Here is a 20,960-nt window from a genome sequence, read left to right as displayed (position 1 = left end):
CATCGGTTCGCACGATCCAAAGCACCGCCTCCAGAAACAACCGGGTATCGGTCCCAGTGCGCCCCGGAGCGGTCAAACCGCCGGGACACAAAGGCTCAATCGCACGCCACTGGCGATCCATGAGAACAAATCTGCTCGGGTCCATTCAAACCTCCTCTTTTGGAAGGTTGAATCAGAACTCAAACCAAATGGGAATCCCGAATGTCCACAGGCCCTAAAGCGTTTCGATTTTATGTGATGTCTCAAGGTAAACTCGAAACGCTTTAGCAAGACTGTTTTGCGCTTTCGCAAAGTTTCGATGACGCCTTCAGGTGAACGGCGGGAAGGTCCGCATCTTACAAGTTCGAACAACGCGCAGCGAACGGCACTTGCTGCGTTCGCATTAGCTCCATGTGCTTCAGCCTATATGCCGTTCGCAGTTAATGTGATCCGAGGCGGATGATTGCAATCCCGTCGCAATTAATCTGATCACAGTCGCAGATAATGTGAGTTTGGCACCCCGGATAGCGTCAGATAATTTGAGCGAGAATCCGGGATGTTTGCAATCCGAGCGCCGGATAAGTGCAATCCGTTACACGTACACCCCGTCTAGCGTCACCAAGGCGCTGGCAAAAACCGTGTCATCGACATTCCCGCCGGTTGCCACCACAACGACCCTCTCCCCCTCAATCGCATCGCCCCGAAAAAGCGCCGCCGCCAGCGCCGCGGCTCCCCCCGGTTCCAACACGATCTTCAGCCTCTGCCATGCCAGCGCCATCGCTTTCAGGCAGTCCTGATCCGTAACCGCGATACCCGGCCCGGCCAGGCGCTTGAGGATCGGAAAGGTCAGTTCCCCGGGGCTGGGGGTCTGGATTGCATCGCAGATCGTGCCGCTGGGGCTTGGGTTGCTCAGCCGTTCACCGCAGGCCAGCGACCGGGTGACATCGTCGAACCCGACCGGCTCACAAGGCCGCATCCGCAAGCCGGGCGCACGCGCCTCCAAAGCCAGGGCAATGCCAGAGCTCAGCCCGCCGCCACCGCAGCAGACCAGCACATCCGCCGGGCCTTCAATCTGATCGGCAATCTCCAGGCCGCAGGTCCCCTGACCGGCAATAACCGGGGCGTAATCATAGGGCGGGATCAGCGAAAGGCACCGCTCCTTGGCCAGGGCGTTGCCGATCTCTTCCCGGTTTTCGCCGCCGACGCGATCATACAGCACCACCTCCGCCCCATAGGCGCGCGTATTGGTGATCTTCAGCGCCGGTGCATCCTCGGGCATCACAATCACAGCCGGGATCCCGTGCAATTGTGCCGCCCGCGCCACCCCTTGCGCATGATTGCCTGAGGAATAAGCCAACACACCGCGTCCTCGGATATCCGCAGGCAGGGCCGAGATTGCCGACCACGCACCGCGAAACTTGAACGAGCCTGTATGCTGCAGGCATTCCGCCTTAACCAACACCTCGCGCCCGGCAATCTCATCCAGAAATGGCGAGGTCAGAATAGGTGTGCGGCGGATCACTGGGGACAGCCGCTCTGCTGCGGCCTCGATCATTGTGATATCGGTCATAACTGATTACTCCATTGCCGGAAAACGCGCAGGCTTTCGGGTTCATCGAGAAACGGGACATGGCCACGATCAGGGATGGTTGCCGCGATCATATGCGGCTGGCGCGCCTGCATTTCGGCAAACACCTCGGCGCTCAGCACATCGGAATGCACCCCGCGCAGGGCCGCCAGCGGCAGCCCGTCAAACGCATCAAAGAACGGCCACAGGTCCGGCGTCTCGGACTCCGTGGCTGCCTCAAGGGCCAGACGCAGATCCGGGTCGTAATTCAGCGTCAGCCCATCGCCATCCGCACCATACCAGCGGCGGGCCAAAATCTGCCAACGATCCGGCCCCACATCCGGGAATTGCGGGCCAAGCGCGTCTGACAGCATCGCCGCCGCTGCCTCAAAGCTACCCGCCTTGGGTTTGCGCCCGACATAGTCCATGATCCGCGACAGCCCGCCGCTGGCCACCTCAGGCCCGATATCGTTCAGAAAAACACCGGCCAGCCGATCACGCGCAGTCGCCGCCAACCCCATGGCGATCAGCCCCCCGCGTGAGGTGCCAAGGATGCCAACCTTGTCCAGCCCCAGATGGTCCAGCAAGTCCAGCGCATCGCGCGCCTCCACCGGCACCTGATAGCTGCGCCAATCCCCATGATCCGACTGCCCGCGCCCCCGGTAATCCATGCGGATCAGGCGAATGCCCGGTGGCAGCTCTGCGGCCAGATCGTCAAAATCGCGGCTGTTGCGGGTCAGCCCGGATAGGCACAGGATCGGCTTGCCAGCCCCCTGATCCTCGTAATGCAGGCGCAGGCCATCCGATGTGATGAAATCCGGCATGTCAAAGCCCTCCGGCAAGGGCGGGTATCCCGCTCAGGTCGGGCAGGGTGGTTTGCGGCGTCCAGGGCAGCCTGTCCAGCGGCTCGGCCTTGCGATTGACCCACACGGTCTGAAAACCATACCCGGCAGCCGCCGCCGCATCCCAGCCGTTGGAGCTGACAAACAGCACCTCATCCGGCGCACAGCCAAAGCGGGCACCAACCATATCATACACTTTGCGATGTGGCTTGAAGATGCCGACCTCCTCGACACTCAGCACAGCATCCAGATCCGCACCGATCCCGGCACTGTCAACAGCCCCGTTCAGCATATCCGGCGCGCCGTTCGACAGGATCGCGGTGGCAAACCCGGCTTGCTTAAGGCTGGCCAGCATCCCCGGAATTTCCGGATAGGCAGCGAGGGTCCAGTAAAGGTCCAGCAAATCGGCGCGCAGCTCGGCATCGCTCGCCTGACCATGCGCCTCCAACGCGAAATCCAGCCCGTCCTGCGTGACGGTCCAGAAATCGGTATGAGCATCGGTGACCGCGCGCAGCCATGTGTATTGCAACTGCTTCTGCCGCCAGGTCTCGGCCACCGCCTGCCAGACAGCGGCAAACCCTTCGCGGCCGGGGCGCTCGGACAAGGCGCGGGCGGCAGCAGCAACATCGAAAAGGGTGCCATAAGCATCAAAAACGCAGAGTTTCACCAGCATGAGCATCCCCCTTTTCGGGCAACTTTGCACAGGCAATCGCGGGTTTGAAGCGGAACCTAAAGCGTTTCCGGTTAAACGCAACATGCTCTATATGGGACAGGCTTTCCGAATGACGCTCTACAGCCACCGATCAATGAACGTGCGAGCGCCAAGATAAAACGCTCCGGCCATCGCCAGATGCAGGATCAGACACATCACCGCCTGCGGGCGGGTCAGCGGTTTTTGCACGGATGACAGTTGCGGGGCGTTAAAGGCGCTCCCCGCGCTCATCATCGCAAAGAAAACAAGGATCATGGATTGCATCACGACCCCCAATGCCACCAGCGCCGCACTCATGGCCAGAGTCACATATTGCGCCAACTCAGGCGAGAACGCGTAAACCACTCGCCGCAGCATCTGCCCTCCATCCAGCGGCCAAAGCGGCAGCAGATTGAAAAAGTTGATCATGCCGCAAATCATGGTCAGGTAGAAAAGGAAGGGATAGGCCTGCGGCAGAAAATATATGGAAATGGGGGTCAGCGCCATCGAGGTGATCATCAGCGCCAGACATATCCCCGGCCCCATGGCCGAGATGTAAAACCCCCGGGCCTGCGTACTGGGCAGTCTGTCGGAAATCGCAACCCCGCCAAACAGCGGCACCAGCCTGAAACGGGCATCCTGATGACCGCAGACGCGATAGGCCGCAACATGGCCGAATTCGTGAACCACAATAGTGATGATCAGCGCCAACCCACCCTCAATACCCCAGTAATAGACCGCAAATCCGATGGACAGCAGCGCCATAATCCCGGCCTCGGTCGTCACTGCAGGGATTTGCAACCGCCCCTTCTGCCGCCAGCCACCGCGCAGCGAAAGATAGGTCAAAAGCCAGAAACCGGCGGCGATGGCAAGGAAGGTAGGGTTACTCAAGGGACCTGACCGTTATGTGGCTGCTGGCGTTCTGCACGAAAGGCTGTCTTATCGGCAAAGTTTGTGGCGGGCAATGCCGCGTGGGGCTGCTTCTACGCAGCAAGCAACTTGCCGATACGTGCCAACGCTGCCTCGATATTCTCGGCAGAGTTTGCGTAGGAAAACCTGACATACCCCTCGCCCCAAGCGCCAAAACTGGTGCCCGCAATGGTGGCGACCCCCGCCTCACTCAGAAACCTGTCCTGCGCCTGTTTTGACGTCATCCCCGTGCCCTCGATATTCGGAAAGGCATAGAACGCCCCCGCCGCATCAGCACAGCGCACACCCGGCAGCCGGTTCAGCCCCTCAACAATCAGACTGCGGCGCGCATCAAAGGCGGCGACCATCTTCCCCACCGCATCCTGCGGGCCGGTCAACGCCGCCAGCCCGGCAAATTGCGCCGCCGCATTAACGCAGGAATGATCGTTGATGCACAGGCGCGTTGCCGCATCGACCAGCGCATCGGGCCAGACCGCATAGCCCAGCCGCCAGCCGGTCATGGCATAGGTCTTGGACCAGCCATCCAGCAGGATCAGCCGGTCACGGATCTCGGGATAGGACAACAGGCTGACATGATCCCGCCCGCCATACAGCATCTGCGAATAGATCTCGTCCGACAAAATGGCCACCTGCGGATGGGCCGCAAGACCTGCAACCAGCTTGTCGATCTCGGATTTCGGGGTAACCCCGCCGGTGGGGTTGGCGGGGGAATTGATGATGATCAGCCGGGTGCGATCCGTGATCTGGGCCAGCACGGTTTCGGCATCAAAGGCAAACCCGGTTTCCTCGCGCAGGGCGATGGGCACCGGGGTGGCCCCTGAAAACCGGATCACGCTTTCATAAATCGGGAAGCCTGGATTGGGATACAGGATCTCGGCCCCCGGCTCGCCAAACATCAGCACAGCGAAGAACATGGTTGGCTTGCCGCCTGGCACAACGACGACGTTATCGGGGTTCACCTCCGTCCCATGACGGCGGTGCAGATCGGCGGCGACGGCCTCGCGCAGGGCAGGCAGACCATTGGCCGGGGTATAGCCATGGTGCCCATCGCGCAGCGCTTTTACGCCCGCTTCGACAATATGCTCGGGCGTCGGGAAATCCGGCTGGCCAATGCCCAGATTGATGATGTCCTGCCCACCGGCTGCCAGCGCATTGGCCCGCGCCAACACCTCAAAAGCCGATTCCGTGCCCAGCCGGGCCATTGCGCCTGCCAATTGCATCCTATTCCCCTTCGTTTCGAAGCAGAATGCAAAGCCATCCTTCCGGGCGCAAGCAATTCCGCTTTCCCTTATTGCGCGCAGGGCGTATAGGGGCGCGAACGCTGATAGAGGACGAAACAGATGTCGACATTTCAATTGGGGGACCTTGTGGTCCTGACCGCAGGCTCCGCCCGAATGGGGGTTGAGACCGTAGAAGGCGACATGGTTTCGACCGTCTGGTGCCATGACGGCAAGATTGGCCGTGATACCTTTCATGCCAAACTGCTGAAAAAATGGGAACACCGCGAGGATGACCGCGGCGGCAAGGGCCGCGACGACCGCCCGCCGCGCCGCGACGACAAGCCTCGCGGCAAACCCGGCTGGGACGGCAAACCGCGCGAGAAAAAGTATTTCCGCAAAGACTAAGGGCGCATCCCGCGGGAACGCCTAATCGGCGGTCTGCGTCGGGGCATTCTGAACGGGCGGCCACGGCGTACCCACCGTCAGCATCCACAGCAGATCGTCCGGTGTGTCTGGGTCCAGATACCACTTATCTTCCGCATACTCGGTTTTTATGCGCTCTATGAGGCGCGCGTTCGGGGTCAGTATCATCGAACGCGGAAAATAATTGCCGTCGGGGGCGTAGCGTAAAGAAATCTCGCTTTCGGCGTCAGCATCGACGATGACGAAGACAAAGTTCTTGGACAGCGCGACAACCTGCGGATCAAAAAACTGCTTGCGATATGCCAGGCAGGCCGGACACCAGTCGGTGTGAACAAGCATGAAGATACGCTTGTTTTGCCGCACTGCCTCCGCACTGCCGTCCTCGAAATTCCACCAGCGGATCTCGTCGTCGTTGAAACCATGCCCTTCCGGCCCGGCGAATAGAATCGCGGGAACCATCAGAAACAGCAGGACGAAGCGTCGGATCATGGCCGGACCCTAGACGGTGTCGGCGCGCCGGACCAACCCGCAATCAACCGCACGCATCGGTCAGAACAAGTCAGTTGACGATCTGCGGCAAACGCATCTTGCGCTCGGTCACAGACAGACCGGCCTTGAGCATACGGATCAGTTCCACAGGGGTCTGCGGGTCAACATACCAGCGATGATTGGGATAGACAGATTTGATACGCTCCAGATGCCGCCCGTCTGACGACAACACCATCGACCGGGGAATGTAATTCCCATCAGGCGCATAGCGCGCAGCCAGTCCCGCCTCGCTGTCACGATCCACCATGACGAAGACGTATTTCTGCGAAAGGGCAACCACAGCCGGATCAAAAAACTGCTTGCGATATTCGCGGCAGGCCGGGCACCAGTCGGCATGCACGACCATAAAGATCGGCTTGTTCTCCTGCATGGCTTCGGTCCGGCCCGGCCCGCCTCGAAACTCCACCACTTGATCACCGCCTGATTAAAACCCGCGCCCTTTGGTCCGGCCAAAAGCGCGGTGGGCAGCAGGATCAGCAGGGCGACAACAAGACGGATCATGCGGCAAAGCTAGTCCGGCTCTGGGGTCACAATCAAATGAAAACCAAAGCAAGGCGCAGAAAGCCGCACCATCATCCCGATAGACCAACTGCCAGCGATGCACTAAAGCGTTTCGGGATAAACCTGAGACAAAAGTTTATCCTGAAACGCAGTGATAAGCCTATATGGTGTACGCGTTTCGATTTTATGTGATGTCTCAAGGTAAACTCGAAACGCTTTAACAGTACAGCTGGACCAATAGACTGCGGCGGGTCGCGCGCTTGGCAGCAATTTAGCATGATGTGATATGAAAAAAGCAGTAATTCTCATTCTTGTTTGTGTCGGAGTGTCCGCCGCATCATTTGCCGGGTGGAGCGAGTTCAAAAACCATAGAGCTTTGACCGAACTGGCCGAACGCACAAGAAAAGACCTTATCTTTGTCCAAGGCGGTACGTTCGAGGCCGGAAACTACGAAGTACGTATTCGCAAGCTGGATGGCAGCGTCGGCCCTCGCTGGGTCAGGGAACCATCCTTAGCCCGCCCACCCAAGACCACCACTTTTAACAGTTTCTATATCTCCGCAGATGAAGCATCGGCCGAAGCCCATCAATTGTTTATCTCGGCCCAGGACCTTTACCCGCCATTGAACAACTACACTGAAGAGGATGGTTCAGCCTCCATGAGCTGGGCAGAGGCCCGCGATTACTGCGCTTGGCTTGGGGACCTGACCGGCATCGCCCTGCGCTTGCCAACGGAGGATGAGTGGGAATATGCAGCGCGCAGCAGGGGCGCTAAAATTGCCTTCGCCACCGATGATGGTGAGTATCGCCTGGGCGTGAACGTTCAGGACAATGATCGCGATACACCCATGAAACCCCTGCGGTCATTTCCCCCCAATCCTTTGGGATTACGTGATCTGGTCGAAGGATCTTACGAGTGGGTCTCGGACCCGGCGTCAACTGACCCCGAGGGGATACGGATCGCCAAAGGGGGATCATCACGCAGCACATCGTTCTTGGAAACCATCCCAAACCGGTATGTTGTGGACCCGTTGAGCGAGGAGCAAGTGCGCCTTTTAGACATCAACCCGCGTATCCAGCCCCTTGCTGCCCTAGGGCCTGTTCACATCGTACAAGGCACAGCGCGGTGTGTCGCAGATGTCTCAACCCCGCCATCCGCCGCAGGCTTTGGTCGGGAAGGTGGAGGCTTTGACACCGTCCCGACTGAATTCGGCCCATACGATCATACCTACGTTCTGGTCGAGGATGAATAGCCGACTTGTTAAGTGTCTTACGCGCCAGCACCATGTCCGCCGCATGATTGCAGAACGGCACCGGCAATACGTGTAACCAAGCCCAAACCGCCGAATACGCTCTGACGCCTTGCCCCCTTGATATCAGGCAGCGTCAGAGGATCCAATTTCGCGTTACGTTGGTACGAGACAACAGACACGGAAAGGCCGTCATACGATCCTGTCTGACGGCCCGCGCCTCAATCGTCCTGTGGCAGAACCCTTAAGCCCAATTCGCGCAACTGCTCATTCATCGGCTCGGACGGCGCGCCCATCATCAGGTCTTCGGCACGCTGGTTCATCGGGAACATGATGACCTCACGGATGTTGTCCTCATCCGCCAGCAGCATCACACAACGGTCGATCCCCACGGCACAGCCCCCGTGCGGCGGCGCGCCGTATTTGAACGCATTGACCATGCCGCCAAAGCGTTTCTCGACCTCGTCTTTGCCATATCCGGCAATCTCGAACGCCTTGAACATGATCTCGGGCTTGTGGTTCCGGATCGCGCCGGACAGCAGCTCATAGCCGTTACAGGCCAGATCATACTGGAACCCGCGCGCGGCCAGCGGATCCGCCAACGCGGCCAGCCCGCCTTGCGGCATCGAGAACGGGTTGTGGTCAAAGTCGATCTGACCGCTTTCCGCATCCTGCTGGAAGATCGGGAAATCAACGATCCAGGCGAATTTGAACTGATCCTTCTCGGTCAGCCCCAGTTCTTCACCAATCACATTGCGCGCCCGGCCCGCAACCGCCTCGAACCCGGCGGGCTTCCCACCAAGAAAGAACGCCGCATCCCCAACACCAAGGCCCAGCTGCTGCCGGATCGCCTCGGTCCGCTCCGGCCCGATATTCTTGGCCAGCGGCCCGGCGGCTTCCATCCCGCCGCCATCAACTTCACGCCAGAAGATATAGCCCATCCCCGGCAGTCCCTCTTTCTGCGCGAAAGAGTTCATCCGGTCGCAGAACTTACGGCTGCCACCTTTTGGCGCGGGAATAGCGCGAATCTCAGTCCCATCCTGCTCCAGCAGCTTGGCAAAGATCGCAAAGCCAGAGCCAGCAAAATGCTCAGAAACAACCTGCATCTCAATCGGGTTGCGCAGGTCCGGCTTGTCCGAGCCGTATTTCAGCATCGCCTCCTTGTAGGGAATACGCGGCCAGTCGGCATTCACCGGACGGCCCTTGCCAAACTCTTCAAAAACCGAGGTCAGCACCGGCTCCATCACGCCGAAAATATCCTCCTGCTCGACAAAGCTCATTTCCATATCAAGCTGGTAGAAATCGGTCGGCGACCGGTCGGCGCGTGGGTCCTCATCGCGGAAACAGGGCGCGATCTGGAAATATTTGTCAAAGCCCGCGACCATGATCAGCTGTTTGAACTGCTGCGGGGCCTGGGGCAGGGCATAGAACTTGCCCGGATGCAGACGGCTGGGTACCAGAAAATCCCGCGCACCCTCGGGCGAGGATGTGGTGATAATCGGTGTCTGAAACTCATTGAACCCCGCATCCCACATCCGCTGACGCATCGCCGCCACGACCTTGGAGCGCAGCATGATGTTGTCGTGCAATTCGTCGCGCCGCAGATCAAGGAAGCGGTACTTCAGCCGCGTTTCCTCAGGATATGTGGTTTCGCTGAACACAGGCAGGGGCAGTTCGTCGGCCGGCCCCAGAACTTCGATGTCACGGATAAAAACCTCAACCTCACCGGTGGGCAGCTTCTTGTTCACGGTATCCGGTGTGCGGGCCTTCACCTCGCCATCAATGCGGATCACCCATTCCGAGCGGACCTGCTCCACTTTCGAAAACACTTCAGAGTCCGGATCGCAGAAAACCTGAACGACGCCATAGTGATCCCGCAACTGGATGAACTGCAGCCCACCCAGATCATAAACCCGATAGGCCCAGCCTGACAGACGGACTGTCTTGCCAACATCTTCTTTGCGAAGGTCGGCGCAGGTATGAGTGCGATAGCGGTGCATAATCGTGGTCTCCGGGCGGCCAATGGAACGGCGCCCGATAAGCCTGCGATGGGGCAGGATGTCAAGGCTTGGCAGGATAACCGGGCCTGATATATGCTTTTTGCAAAGGGGCAGGGGCAGGGGCAGGGGCGACAGCGTGGCACTTCACAGCGATATCCGGACCAAGACAGGTCGCAAAATTGGAGCTTAGCGCCGCCCGCACCGCGCTGCATGCGGCCTGCGCAGCGCTCGATCAGCAATTTCAGGGAAAGTACTTTCTGACCGATGGCACGCTGCTGGGGCATGTCCGTGATGGCGGCTTTATCCTGGGCGACTACGATATCGACCTGGGGATGCGGATCGCAGAGTTCAACGAGGCTCTGGTCGCGGATATGCAGGCGGCGGGCTTTGGCCTGTTGCGGCGCGACGGTAGCCCTGATGACGGGCTTGTCCTGCAGTTCATGCGCGATGGCGTGCGGCTGGATCTGCTGTTTTTCTATCCCGATGATCAGGGCCTGAAAGTCACGCACCATCTGCGCGGCAAGCGCCTGGTGGCACGCTTCCCCGACTTTGCGCTGCGCCCCGCGCGGTTTGAAGGGGCCGAGGTGATGATCCCGTCACCCCCCGAACCCTATCTTGTGACCGCCTATGGCCATGACTGGCGGCGTCCGGTGCGCGTCTGGGACTATCGCTATGCCACGCGCAACATTCGTCCCGAAGGCAACCTGCTCTGGCGGGCGCATTCCCGCCTGAAGCGCAGGCTCTGGCGATGGCGGCAGGGTGATATCCATCGGCGCGGGCTGACCGTGTTCACCGATGGCGTCTTTGACCTTTTGCACGCCAATCACATCGCCCTGCTCGAAGAGGCCCGCGCCATGGGCGACAGATTGCTGGTCGGCGTGATCAGCGACCGCATCGCCGCCAGCTACAAACGCCACCCGGTGGTGCCAGAGGCAGAGCGGCTGCGAATGGTCAAGGCCCTGCGCTGCGTCGATCAGGCGGTTCTGCTGGATGACACCCTCGCTGACCCCCTGATGCGCCAACTGATCGGGACGCATGATATCGGCCTTGTCGTCTATGCCGGGCACGCCACGCCGGAGTTTTACACCCTGCCAGAGCAAACAGGCATCATGCGGCGGCTGCCCTACCGGGACGGTGTGTCCTCAACTGGTCTGATTGACCGGATCACCGCGCGTGGCGCACAGGGCGACCTGTAGCATTCTTGTCGCGGCACCAGGCGACCCGGCGTGGCGCGCGTTTTCTTTTCTGACAGGCTCGGGCATGACAATCATAAAACAAAGGCAACGCACCATGATCAGCCCCATGCTTCCCAGCACTCCGGCCGAGTTGCGCCGCGCCAGACTGGTCGATGGTGCCATTTACGCCGCTGCGCTGATCGGGCTGGTCTGGTATGCCGTGTCGATCATGCGCGGCGCGTTCCCTGTCGATCTGGCCGCCGTTTACTACGCGGGCCAGTTTTTCGCCAACGGGGCCTATGATCTGGTTTATTGGGAAGACTGGGCCGCCTATCCCGAGGCCTGGATGACCGCGATCCGGCAGGACGGCTACGACAAACCCGCATATGCGTTTATCTACCCGCCGGTCTGGGCCGCCCTGATCTCGCCCATCGCATCCCGCCTCCAGCCCGAGACGTTCTTCCTGCTGTTCACCGTCATCCACATGCTAGCCTATGGCGCGACGATCCGCCTGATCCGGGACCTGTTCAATAACCGCATCTGTCTCAGCCTGTGGGCTATACCGGTCATGGCGATCCTGCCGATCACCATGGTCGGCGGCGCGCTGATCGGCTTTGGCCAGCCAACGGCGCTGCTGTATCTGATGATTGTGCTGGGCTTTCGCGCATTGATCGAAGGGCGTCACGGCCGCGCCGGGCTCTGGCTGGCGCTGGCTGCAACGCTCAAGATATTCCCGGTTATCCTTGGCGTTATCTTCCTGACCCGCCGGTTTCGCGCCGGACTACTGCCGTTTGCTGCCACGGGGCTGAGCATGGTGGGCCTCAGCTTGCTGCTGGCCCCGATTGCCCTGCATACCGACTTTGTCCAGATCGGGCGGCAAGTGAACGAGATCACGATGATCTCCTATCTGAACCTGAACCTTGAAGGCGTGCTCGCCCGCCTGCATCTGCTGATCTCAGGCCAGGATCAGACCGGCGTCTACAGCATCCCGGACCTGACCTGGGTGACATGCCTGACCATCCTTGCCAGCCTGTCCTTCGCCCTTTGGCTCTATCGCGCCGCCCGCCTGGCCAGCCCGCTGGAGCTGCGCCAAAAGGTAATGCCCACAGCTATCCTGCTAATGACCCTGACCGCCCCACTGGCATGGACCCATTACTTCACCATCGCACTGGCCCTGCTGCCTGGCCTGTTCGTTGTGCAAAGCCCGCGCGTGGCCACACTCGCCACACTCGCGATCCTCTTATGTAACCTACCGCTGACCTATGTCACTCTGGACGTCCCCTGGTACCCGATCGTCGGATTTGTCAGCATGCTGGCTCTGGCGCTTTTGTTTCTCACGGCGGCGAATGAGGAGACACATCCCAAAACCGTCCTTCCCTAGACGTCAGCACAAAAGCGCAAGGTGGAGCGATGCTAGGCCAAAACGCGAGCCTGCGCCCACCACCCCGAATCGCTATGATTCCCGAGCGGCGGAAACCGGCCGATTGACGTAAAGGCAGAAAAATCTTCTTAGACAAAAACTCAGGAATACTTTATTTCGACCTTCGAAAAGCGCTTCGTGCAGTTCTTCAAGTGCTGCGCCATGCTAGGCTTCACCCATACTTTGTTGGTATATATGCCAGCTCCCTGCCGCCACAGGATCAGGAAAAGCTTAATATCTAGATATCTCAAGAATTTGCGGTAATTGCCCAAATGGCGACATTTTATTGACAAGAATCGAATACAAAGTAATTATCTATCGGTCGAGGCTTTGGAGGGCTACCGATGCTTATTGCTGAAAAACTACGCCGTCGCGTCCGTGACGAGGACGGCGGTATCATGATCTTTATCATAATGATGTTCCTGACGATGATCGTCATCGGGGGCATGGCGGTCGACTTTATGCGGCATGAGGCTGCAAGGTCGGACCTGCAGAACGCGCTTGATCGCGGCATTCTGGCTGTGACTGCAAGCTCGCAGAAGGCAATCGACAAGACCAAGCAGGAAGAGCTTGAGATGCTTGTTGGTTCCTACATGGCGTCGCGCAGTTTCAAATCGGCTGAAATGTCGCTTAGTGTTCCTGTACCCACGCCGGAGCCTGGGTCTACAACACGGAAATTTACAGCCAGTGCAAGCTATAAGCTCCCCACCTACTTCCTCAAGCTGATTGGATACCCCACATTGCTGGTGCGGGCGGACTCTAAGGCGGTGGAAGGCTACTTCGATACTGAGGTTGCGCTTGTCCTTGATGTATCAAGTTCGATGGTTACCGAGGGAAATGGCGACAGATTGGATAATCTAAAGATCGGCGCAAAAGCCTTCGTTGATAATCTTCTGACGGAAGACAAGATTGACAAAACTATGATATCACTGGTGCCATTCTCGGGGTCCGTTTCCCTGGATCCAGTGATGGCGGCTTACTACGACGTTCAGGCCGATGATTACTACAACTATAGCGAAATGGGGCCGAACGAAGCTAACCAGTCGGTTTGTGTGCACTACGACTTTGGCAACAAGAACAGAGACGGCGGTTCCTGGACTGGGGAATTGGGCGATTTCAGTACTACGCATTTCATGCCGATAACCTACAGCGACATTCCGGATGAAAATGGAAACCCGCAGTTAAACGAAAATGTTCGCAACTTTAAGCGGTTGCATCACTTCAGATTGTGGAGAAGCAGGCACAACCCGAATGACGCTAGTGGTTGTCCGAGGAAAAACAACGCGGTTTTCCCGTTCTCAAGTGATAAAAACAAGTTGAATGCTCACATTGAAGGTTTGACCGCAGAACAGTGGACGGCAGCCTATATCGGTATTAAGTGGGGGACCGCGCTTTTGCAGCCGTCATCACAAGTGGTGCTGGAGGGGCTTGCGAACGAAGGCTTCGGCGGCGTCAACTCTAAGTTCGCCGATGGCTACTGGCCGCGTGATATCTCGCAGGCGGATTTTGCAGGTACCAAGAAAGTGCTGGTTGTTATCTCTGACGGTCAGAATACAGCGTCACATATGGTGACTGAAGAGGAAGATTATCGTAAAGGTAATCCGCGGACAGCGAGTGACGATGATGACCGTGATAAGCTGTACACATACTGGGAAAGTCGGCAAGGCGGCTTTGGATATGCGATCAACGATTATTCGGATGATACAGATGGTGACGGCGTAACAGACGGAAATATGTCGATGCGGGCTATATGTGATGTTGCCAAAGCATCGGGTATTGAGATCTACGCCATTGCTTACGAGGTGCAAGTGGCAACGGCCCGGACAAACCTCAAGTATTGCGCATCCGGTTCAGGTGAAAAAAGTGAACACTATTTCGAGGGCGTTAGCGGCGCTGGCCTGACGGATGTGTTCACCAAGATCGCTGCTGGTGTATCCAGACTTCGCCTGGTGAACTGATATGGCTGGGTCGATATTCAAAAAGCGGATACAAGAAGATGACGGCTCGGTCTCGGTCGAGTTCGTCATCCTCTTCCCGGTTATCATTGGTATGGTCCTGCTGATTTTTGAGGCTGGCTGGGCCATGACCAAAATGATGATGCTGGATCGTGGCCTCGACATTGCTATGCGTGATATCCGGCTAGGTGCCCCTGGCAGCAGTGACTACGATCAGATTCGAAACAAGATCTGCTCGCACTCTAGGATTCTGTCAGACTGTACCTCAAATCTGAAGATGCAGTTGCAGAAGTACGAGTATAACCCGGCTTGGACGCCAACCGATTCACGGGACTCTTTCCCTTGGGATGCTGCTGCATGTACCGATGATCTCCCAATCGAGATTGACCCGGTAACTGGTGAGATAAAAGACCGCTCGGGCCCCGATGACAATTGGGATCCAGGTCAGCGTGACGTGAACATGTTCATTCGTGTGTGCATCACGCACAATCCGATATTCCCGGGGCTGGGTTCCTTGTTGCTGGCCAAGGGGCGCGATGACCCCTCTAATCCTCTGAAGGAATCGTACCAACTGGTCGCATTCAGTGCGTTCCGGAATGAGTACTAAGAGCTGATGGTGGATGAAAAAATGCTGACACAGACGCTCAAAAATCTTAGGGCGCGGCTTGGAGAGGCTGCAAGGGATGAGGAAGGAACTCTGACGGTTGAGTTTATCGTTATGTTCCCGCTGCTTGCATTCTGGTTCCTGGGCGCGATTACTTTCTTCGAAGCGTTCAGGTCCAACAGCCTGACAGCGAAGGTCGCCTATACGATCTCGGACATCGCCTCAAAATACGGTGAGGGGCCGACTGCGGCAGATCAGGGCTTCCAAACGCAAGACCTTGTAGAGCTATTCCAGATACAGCAGCGGATGATGCCACGTCGCACAAGCCGCGGATCGATGCGTATCTCCAGCATTTGTTTCTGGAAGGACAAAGACGAGAGCGACGGCGACGACTCCAAGTACCGCGTGCTTTGGTCCTGGGTTGGCGACAATGGAGCAGGTCCCAGTTTGTCTCCGTTGACCGACTCTGAGATCCCGGTAGCTATCATGCCTTTCATGGCTGATCAGGATACTGTGATGTTTGTCGAGATATACACCGACTGGAAGCCGATTTCGTCGCTTGGCGGGTTGATGCAGCCCCTGACCTGGTCGAACAGATTGGCCGAGCGGCCACGCGTTCTTCCTGAGGGTATTCCCTATCTTCCCGACTATCCCAAAACGGTCTGCAGTGAGACCGGGCCAATCGGAGAGGCCTGATATCTTTAGCAGCTGTCGTCAGCGATGGCTGCTGACTTGACGAAGAGAAAACAAAGACTTGCTACCAAGGGCCGCACATCTGTCGCGGCCCTTGCGCTGTTCTGCTGTATCTCTATAACGGCGGAAGTTTGCGCGCATGATCGCGCCAACCCAGTCGGCGGAGAAACCCATGCCCAAGCGCACCGATATCCAATCCATCATGATCATCGGGGCAGGGCCAATTATTATCGGCCAGGCTTGCGAGTTTGACTATTCCGGCGCGCAAGCCTGCAAGGCCCTGCGCGAGGAAGGCTACCGCGTCATCCTGGTCAACTCCAACCCGGCCACCATTATGACCGACCCGGGCCTGGCCGACGCCACCTATATCGAACCGATCACGCCCGAGATGGTCACCAAGATCATCGAAAAGGAACGCCCCGACGCCCTGCTGCCAACCATGGGCGGCCAGACCGGCCTGAACACCGCACTGGCGCTGGACGACCAGGGCATCCTCGAAAAATACAATGTCGAGCTGATCGGCGCCAAACGCGCCGCCATCGAAATGGCCGAAGACCGCAAGCTGTTCCGCGAAGCCATGGACCGCCTCGGCATCGAAAACCCCCGCGCCACCATCGCCAATTCGATGGACGACGCCTTGGCCGCCCTCGACAGCGTTGGCCTGCCCACCATCATCCGCCCCGCCTTCACCATGGGCGGCACTGGCGGCGGCGTGGCCTATAACCGCGAAGACTATGAACGCATCTGCAAATCCGGCCTCGACGCCTCACCGGTCAGCCAGATCCTGATCGACGAAAGCCTGCTCGGCTGGAAGGAATACGAGATGGAGGTGGTCCGCGACACCGCCGACAACGCCATCATCGTCTGTTCCATCGAAAACATCGACCCGATGGGCGTGCATACTGGCGACAGCATCACCGTCGCCCCGGCCCTGACCCTGACCGACAAGGAATACCAGCGGATGCGCAGCGCCTCCATCGCGGTGCTGCGCGAAATCGGCGTCGAAACCGGCGGCTCCAACGTGCAATGGGCGGTGAACCCCGCCGATGGCCGCATGGTGGTTATTGAGATGAACCCCCGGGTCAGCCGCTCCTCTGCACTCGCCTCAAAGGCCACCGGTTTCCCCATCGCCAAGGTCGCCGCAAAACTGGCGGTCGGCTACACCCTCGATGAACTCGACAACGACATCACCGGCGTCACCCCGGCCAGTTTCGAACCCTCCATCGACTATGTCGTCACCAAAATCCCCCGCTTCGCCTTCGAGAAATTCCCCGGTGCCAAACCCGACCTGACCACCGCCATGAAATCGGTGGGCGAGGCAATGGCCATCGGCCGCACCATCCACGAAAGCCTGCAAAAAGCGCTGGCCAGCCTTGAAACTGGCCTCACCGGCTTTGACGAAATCGCCATCCCCGGTTCAACCGACGCCGACGACCAGGCCGCCATCACCCGCGCCCTGGCCCAGCAAACCCCGGATCGCCTGCGCCTCGTCGCCCAGGCCATGCGCCACGGCCTTGACCTCGACACGATCCACAGCATCACCAAATTCGACCCGTGGTTCCTGGAACGCATCAAGGAAATCATCGACGAAGAGGCCACCCTGCGCACCCACGGCCTCCCCGGCACAGCCCACGCCCTGCGCCGCCTCAAAATGCTCGGCTTCACCGATGCCCGCCTCGCCACCCTGACCGGCGAAACGGAAACCGACATCCGCCGCACCCGCCACGCGCAAGGCGTCACCGCCGTTTTCAAACGCATCGACACCTGCGCAGCAGAGTTCGAGGCGCAAACCCCCTATATGTACTCCACCTACGAGGCTGACGCCGGCGGCTTCACCGAATGCGAGGCCCGCCCCTCGGACCGTGAAAAAGTCGTCATCCTTGGCGGCGGCCCCAACCGCATCGGCCAGGGGATCGAGTTCGACTATTGCTGCTGTCACGCCTGCTACGCCCTGTCGGATGCGGGCTATGAAACCATCATGGTCAACTGCAACCCCGAAACCGTGTCGACCGATTACGACACCTCGGACCGGCTGTATTTCGAACCCCTGACCATCGAACATGTGATGGAAATCCTGCGCACCGAACAGCAAAACGGCACCCTGAAAGGCGTCATCGTCCAGTTCGGCGGCCAGACCCCGCTGAAGCTGGCACAAGCGCTGCAGGACGAGGGCATCCCGATCCTCGGCACCTCACCCGACGCTATCGACCTGGCCGAGGACCGCGAGCGGTTCCAGCAACTGCTGAACACGCTTGGCCTGAAACAGCCCCGCAACGCCATCGCTCGCTCGGACGATGAGGCCCGCCAGCGCGCTGCCGAAATCGGCTATCCGCTGGTCATCCGCCCCTCTTACGTGCTGGGCGGCCGCGCCATGGAAATCGTCCGCGACGACGCCCAGCTTGACCGCTATATCAGCACCGCCGTCACCGTGTCCGGCGACAGCCCCGTGCTGCTTGACACCTACCTGTCCGGCGCGGTCGAGGTTGATGTCGATGCCCTGTGCGACGGCGATCAGGTCCATGTCGCTGGCGTGATGGAACATATCGAAGAGGCCGGGGTGCATTCCGGGGACAGCGCCTGCTCGCTGCCGCCCTACACGCTGGACGCCGATACCATCACCGAACTCAAACGCCAGACCAAGGCGATGGCCACAGCCCTTGGCGTGGTCGGTCTGATGAATGTGCAATTCGCCATCAAGGACGGCGAAATCTATGTGCTGGAGGTGAACCCAAGGGCCTCGCGCACCGTGCCTTTCGTTGCCAAAGCCACCGACTCGGCCATTGCGTCTATCGCTGCACGGCTGATGGCGGGCGAAAAACTCTCCGCCTTCCCTGAGCGCGCACCCTATGCCCCGGATACCAGACCCGAGGACCCGATCCCACTGGCCGACCCGATGACACTCGCCAGCCCCAACCTGCCCTGGTTCTCGGTGAAAGAGGCGGTGATGCCCTTCAACCGCTTCCCCGGCGTTGACACGCTGCTTGGCCCCGAAATGCGCTCTACGGGTGAGGTCATGGGCTGGGACCGCACCTTCCCCCGCGCTTTCCTGAAATCGCAGATGGGCGCGGGCACCGACCTGCCCAGCGGCGGCACCGTCTTCGTCTCGATCAAAGACGCCGACAAAGGCCCGATGATGCTAGAGGCCGTCCAGATCGTGCAAACTCTTGGCTTCCACGTGCTGGCCACCGCGGGTACCGCCAAATGGCTGCACGATAACGGGATCAAGGCCGAGCAGATCAACAAGGTCTATGAGGGCCGCCCCAACATCACCGACCGCATGAAAGACGGCGGCGTGCAACTGGTCTTCAACACGACCGAGGGCGCACAAGCCATCGAAGACAGCCGCGAAATCCGCGCCGTCGCGCTTTACGACAAGATCCCCTACTACACCACCGCCGCCGGTGCCCGCGCCGCCGCCCGCGCCATCCAGGCCATGCAGGAAGACGATCTGGGCGTCGCGTCGCTGCAGTAGCAGCTGCCCATAAACGGCTGAAATGCTGACCGCCAAACCCGCCCAGGCGTCCAGCCCGGGCCGCGCCCGACCTCCCCCGGAGGGCGCGTTTGCAACCGTACCGCAAAGAATTACCGCGCGTCGGGGATGCAAAGATAAAGCGCCACAGACCAGAAAGATCACCGCGCCCTCCAGGTCGGGCGCAGCCCTCTGCACATGGCCCCGGCATCCTCACCGCGACGTTGCACGGTCGCGGCGGAAAGCCTCGATTGCAAGGCCTTCGAGGAGGACGCGCGTGCAACATTCACACAAATTCCGCTATCAAACGGGGCTATGACAATAGAGCGCTCCCCCCAAACCTCGCCTGGGCGTTTAGCCCGGGCCGCGCCCACTCTGCGCGTTGCGCGTTCGCGGCTGAAACCTTCCACTGGAAGGTTTCCGAGACGCCGTTCACCCCTCCCCACGGGAGGGCGCATTACACCCCTTATGCAAAGCCCCACCGCCCGTCGGGGTTGCAGTCATAAAGCGCCATAGACCAAAGCGCCCACCCAGGGTCGGTCGCGGCCCTCAGCGCGCGACCACATGTGTCAGGATGACAATCCATCCGCGGCACCGCCCCCAATCAAATCGGCTTGCTATACCAATCCCGATCCGTGCTGATCTCAATCTCTTTCGACATCAGCGCCAACGCATAGGATTTCAGCACCGCATCAATGCGGTTGTGCCAGCCACTGCCCAGCGTCTTGAACCACTTCACCGTTTTGGTATCCAGCCGGATCGTGACCTTGGTCTTTTCGGGCACGCAAGGCGCCTCTTGATGCAGCTTATGCCAGGCCTTCGGCAATCCCTCATTCAGGATCATCCGCTCGCTAAGGATCTGGTTCGTCTCCAGCATTGTCAGCAGCATCTCGGTATACAGCCGCTCTTGCACGCGGGTGCGTTTGCGTGCCTCGCTCTTTGGCAGGTCTTTGGCATTTTTCACGGTCAATCTCCTTGAAGCTCCAAAAGCCTAATCATCGTCTGAATTGGTTAATTTTGCCCCAGCGTCCGCTGGCCAGACGGTTGCCATACGCGTGCCATACGCATGCTGGCCCCCCTGCCAGCCCCTTTCAGCCGCCCCGTTAACCAAACTCCAAGCGCCCCTCCGGCGACGCGCGGTCCGCCTTCCACAACCCGCCAACTCAAGTCACCGCACAATCTCAAAAAGATATAAAGTATTGAAAATAATCAAAAATCTACAATTCTACCCGCGCAGATGAACCTACCCCAACAATAGCACCGTACGGTGCTATCACGCGCTATTAACCATGTTCCGGTTATCTACTCGCCACATTTCGCAATATGGGAGGGTCAAGCATGATCCGGTTTATCTATGGTAACGATTTTTCCAAAGGCTCAAAACTGGCACGCAGCATGTTCCAGGATCGCGCCGCCCAGTTCCGCGACCGGCTGAAATGGGATGTGACAGTCGGCGCGGAAGGTCTGGAAAAGGACCAGTATGACGCGCTGAACCCGATGTATGTGATCTGGGAGTTGCCCGACGGCACCCATGGCGGCTCGATGCGGATCATGCCCACGCTGGGCCGGACCCTGTGACCTGCCCCCCGAGGCTCCCTCATTCATAACGAGAGTCTGCGGGTCTGGTTTTCATATTCGTTGGTTTCGTTTTGGGCAAGCGCGCCGGGCGCGGAGCCCTCAAATTGCTCAAGCG

18 protein-coding genes are annotated in these 20,960 nt (G+C 59.1%); 9 read left to right on the top strand and 9 right to left on the bottom strand.

Features of this window, described 5'->3' with window-relative positions; genetic code table 11:
• Positions 1-571: 571 nt before the first annotated feature.
• The 5 genes from ACW9UQ_RS15885 to ACW9UQ_RS15865 form a co-directional block, all read right to left on the bottom strand.
• Entirely contained in the window at positions 572-1,549 is a 978-nt protein-coding gene (locus ACW9UQ_RS15885; RefSeq protein WP_458931996.1) for a threonine ammonia-lyase, read from the bottom strand.
• Positions 1,546-2,370, bottom strand: coding sequence for an alpha/beta fold hydrolase (locus ACW9UQ_RS15880; RefSeq protein ID WP_458931995.1), 825 nt, complete (start codon positions 2,368-2,370; stop codon positions 1,546-1,548). Before ACW9UQ_RS15880 ends, ACW9UQ_RS15885 begins: the two co-directional genes overlap by 4 nt.
• Position 2,371: 1 nt before the next feature.
• Positions 2,372-3,061 (bottom strand): haloacid dehalogenase type II, encoded by a 690-nt coding sequence (locus tag ACW9UQ_RS15875; protein WP_458931994.1) that lies wholly within the window; start codon positions 3,059-3,061, stop codon positions 2,372-2,374.
• A 117-nt stretch (positions 3,062-3,178) separates the two neighbouring features.
• Positions 3,179-3,970 (bottom strand): metalloprotease, encoded by a 792-nt coding sequence (locus tag ACW9UQ_RS15870; RefSeq protein ID WP_458931993.1) that lies wholly within the window; start codon positions 3,968-3,970, stop codon positions 3,179-3,181.
• A gap of 92 nt (positions 3,971-4,062) precedes the next feature.
• The gene (locus tag ACW9UQ_RS15865; RefSeq protein WP_458931992.1) at positions 4,063-5,229 is read right to left on the bottom strand and encodes a pyridoxal phosphate-dependent aminotransferase; all 1,167 of its coding nucleotides are present in this window, start codon (positions 5,227-5,229) and stop codon (positions 4,063-4,065) included.
• Positions 5,230-5,349: 120 nt separating this feature from the next.
• On the opposite strand from ACW9UQ_RS15865, the gene ACW9UQ_RS15860 reads away from it, so the two are divergent.
• Positions 5,350-5,634, top strand: a complete 285-nt coding sequence (locus tag ACW9UQ_RS15860) for a hypothetical protein (protein ID WP_458931991.1) — start codon at positions 5,350-5,352, stop codon at positions 5,632-5,634.
• Between the two features lie 21 nt (positions 5,635-5,655).
• Here ACW9UQ_RS15860 and ACW9UQ_RS15855 read toward each other — a convergent pair whose 3' ends face one another.
• Complete coding sequence (locus ACW9UQ_RS15855) at positions 5,656-6,141, bottom strand: thioredoxin family protein (protein ID WP_458931990.1); 486 nt, start codon at positions 6,139-6,141, stop codon at positions 5,656-5,658.
• Positions 6,142-6,211: 70 nt separating this feature from the next.
• A complete protein-coding gene (locus ACW9UQ_RS15850; protein ID WP_458931989.1) occupies positions 6,212-6,610 on the bottom strand; it encodes a thioredoxin family protein in 399 nt (132 codons plus the stop codon).
• A 378-nt stretch (positions 6,611-6,988) separates the two neighbouring features.
• Here ACW9UQ_RS15850 and ACW9UQ_RS15845 point away from each other — a divergent pair, with 378 nt between their 5' ends.
• The gene (locus ACW9UQ_RS15845; RefSeq protein WP_458931988.1) at positions 6,989-7,954 is read left to right on the top strand and encodes a formylglycine-generating enzyme family protein; all 966 of its coding nucleotides are present in this window, start codon (positions 6,989-6,991) and stop codon (positions 7,952-7,954) included.
• Positions 7,955-8,172: 218 nt separating this feature from the next.
• Here the strand turns inward: ACW9UQ_RS15845 and aspS are convergent, their stop codons facing one another.
• On the bottom strand, positions 8,173-9,951 hold the full coding sequence (gene aspS, locus ACW9UQ_RS15840) for an aspartate--tRNA ligase (protein WP_458931987.1): 1,779 nt from the start codon (positions 9,949-9,951) through the stop codon (positions 8,173-8,175).
• Between the two features lie 179 nt (positions 9,952-10,130).
• Here aspS and ACW9UQ_RS15835 point away from each other — a divergent pair, with 179 nt between their 5' ends.
• The 6 genes from ACW9UQ_RS15835 to carB all read left to right on the top strand — a co-directional run bounded on the left by ACW9UQ_RS15835 (position 10,131) and on the right by carB (position 19,270).
• Positions 10,131-11,147, top strand: coding sequence for an adenylyltransferase/cytidyltransferase family protein (locus ACW9UQ_RS15835; RefSeq protein ID WP_458931986.1), 1,017 nt, complete (start codon positions 10,131-10,133; stop codon positions 11,145-11,147).
• Between the two features lie 64 nt (positions 11,148-11,211).
• Positions 11,212-12,507, top strand: a complete 1,296-nt coding sequence (locus ACW9UQ_RS15830; RefSeq protein ID WP_458931985.1) for a glycosyltransferase family 87 protein — start codon at positions 11,212-11,214, stop codon at positions 12,505-12,507.
• A gap of 383 nt (positions 12,508-12,890) precedes the next feature.
• Positions 12,891-14,504, top strand: a complete 1,614-nt coding sequence (locus tag ACW9UQ_RS15825) for a TadE/TadG family type IV pilus assembly protein (protein ID WP_458931984.1) — start codon at positions 12,891-12,893, stop codon at positions 14,502-14,504.
• A 1-nt stretch (position 14,505) separates the two neighbouring features.
• Entirely contained in the window at positions 14,506-15,108 is a 603-nt protein-coding gene (locus tag ACW9UQ_RS15820) for a TadE/TadG family type IV pilus assembly protein (RefSeq protein WP_458931983.1), read from the top strand.
• A 21-nt stretch (positions 15,109-15,129) separates the two neighbouring features.
• A complete protein-coding gene (locus tag ACW9UQ_RS15815; protein ID WP_458931982.1) occupies positions 15,130-15,801 on the top strand; it encodes a TadE/TadG family type IV pilus assembly protein in 672 nt (223 codons plus the stop codon).
• Positions 15,802-15,970: 169 nt separating this feature from the next.
• Complete coding sequence (carB, locus tag ACW9UQ_RS15810; RefSeq protein WP_458931981.1) at positions 15,971-19,270, top strand: carbamoyl-phosphate synthase large subunit; 3,300 nt, start codon at positions 15,971-15,973, stop codon at positions 19,268-19,270.
• A gap of 601 nt (positions 19,271-19,871) precedes the next feature.
• Here carB and ACW9UQ_RS15805 read toward each other — a convergent pair.
• On the bottom strand, positions 19,872-20,231 hold the full coding sequence (locus ACW9UQ_RS15805; protein ID WP_458931980.1) for a BrnA antitoxin family protein: 360 nt from the start codon (positions 20,229-20,231) through the stop codon (positions 19,872-19,874).
• A 374-nt stretch (positions 20,232-20,605) separates the two neighbouring features.
• Here ACW9UQ_RS15805 and ACW9UQ_RS15800 point away from each other — a divergent pair, with 374 nt between their 5' ends.
• The gene (locus tag ACW9UQ_RS15800; protein ID WP_458931979.1) at positions 20,606-20,845 is read left to right on the top strand and encodes an acyl-homoserine-lactone synthase; all 240 of its coding nucleotides are present in this window, start codon (positions 20,606-20,608) and stop codon (positions 20,843-20,845) included.
• The last annotated feature ends 115 nt before the right edge of the window (positions 20,846-20,960 follow it).

This window comes from Halovulum sp. GXIMD14793 (assembly GCF_054457435.1).
This window is presented reverse-complemented; position numbering and strand designations above follow the sequence as displayed.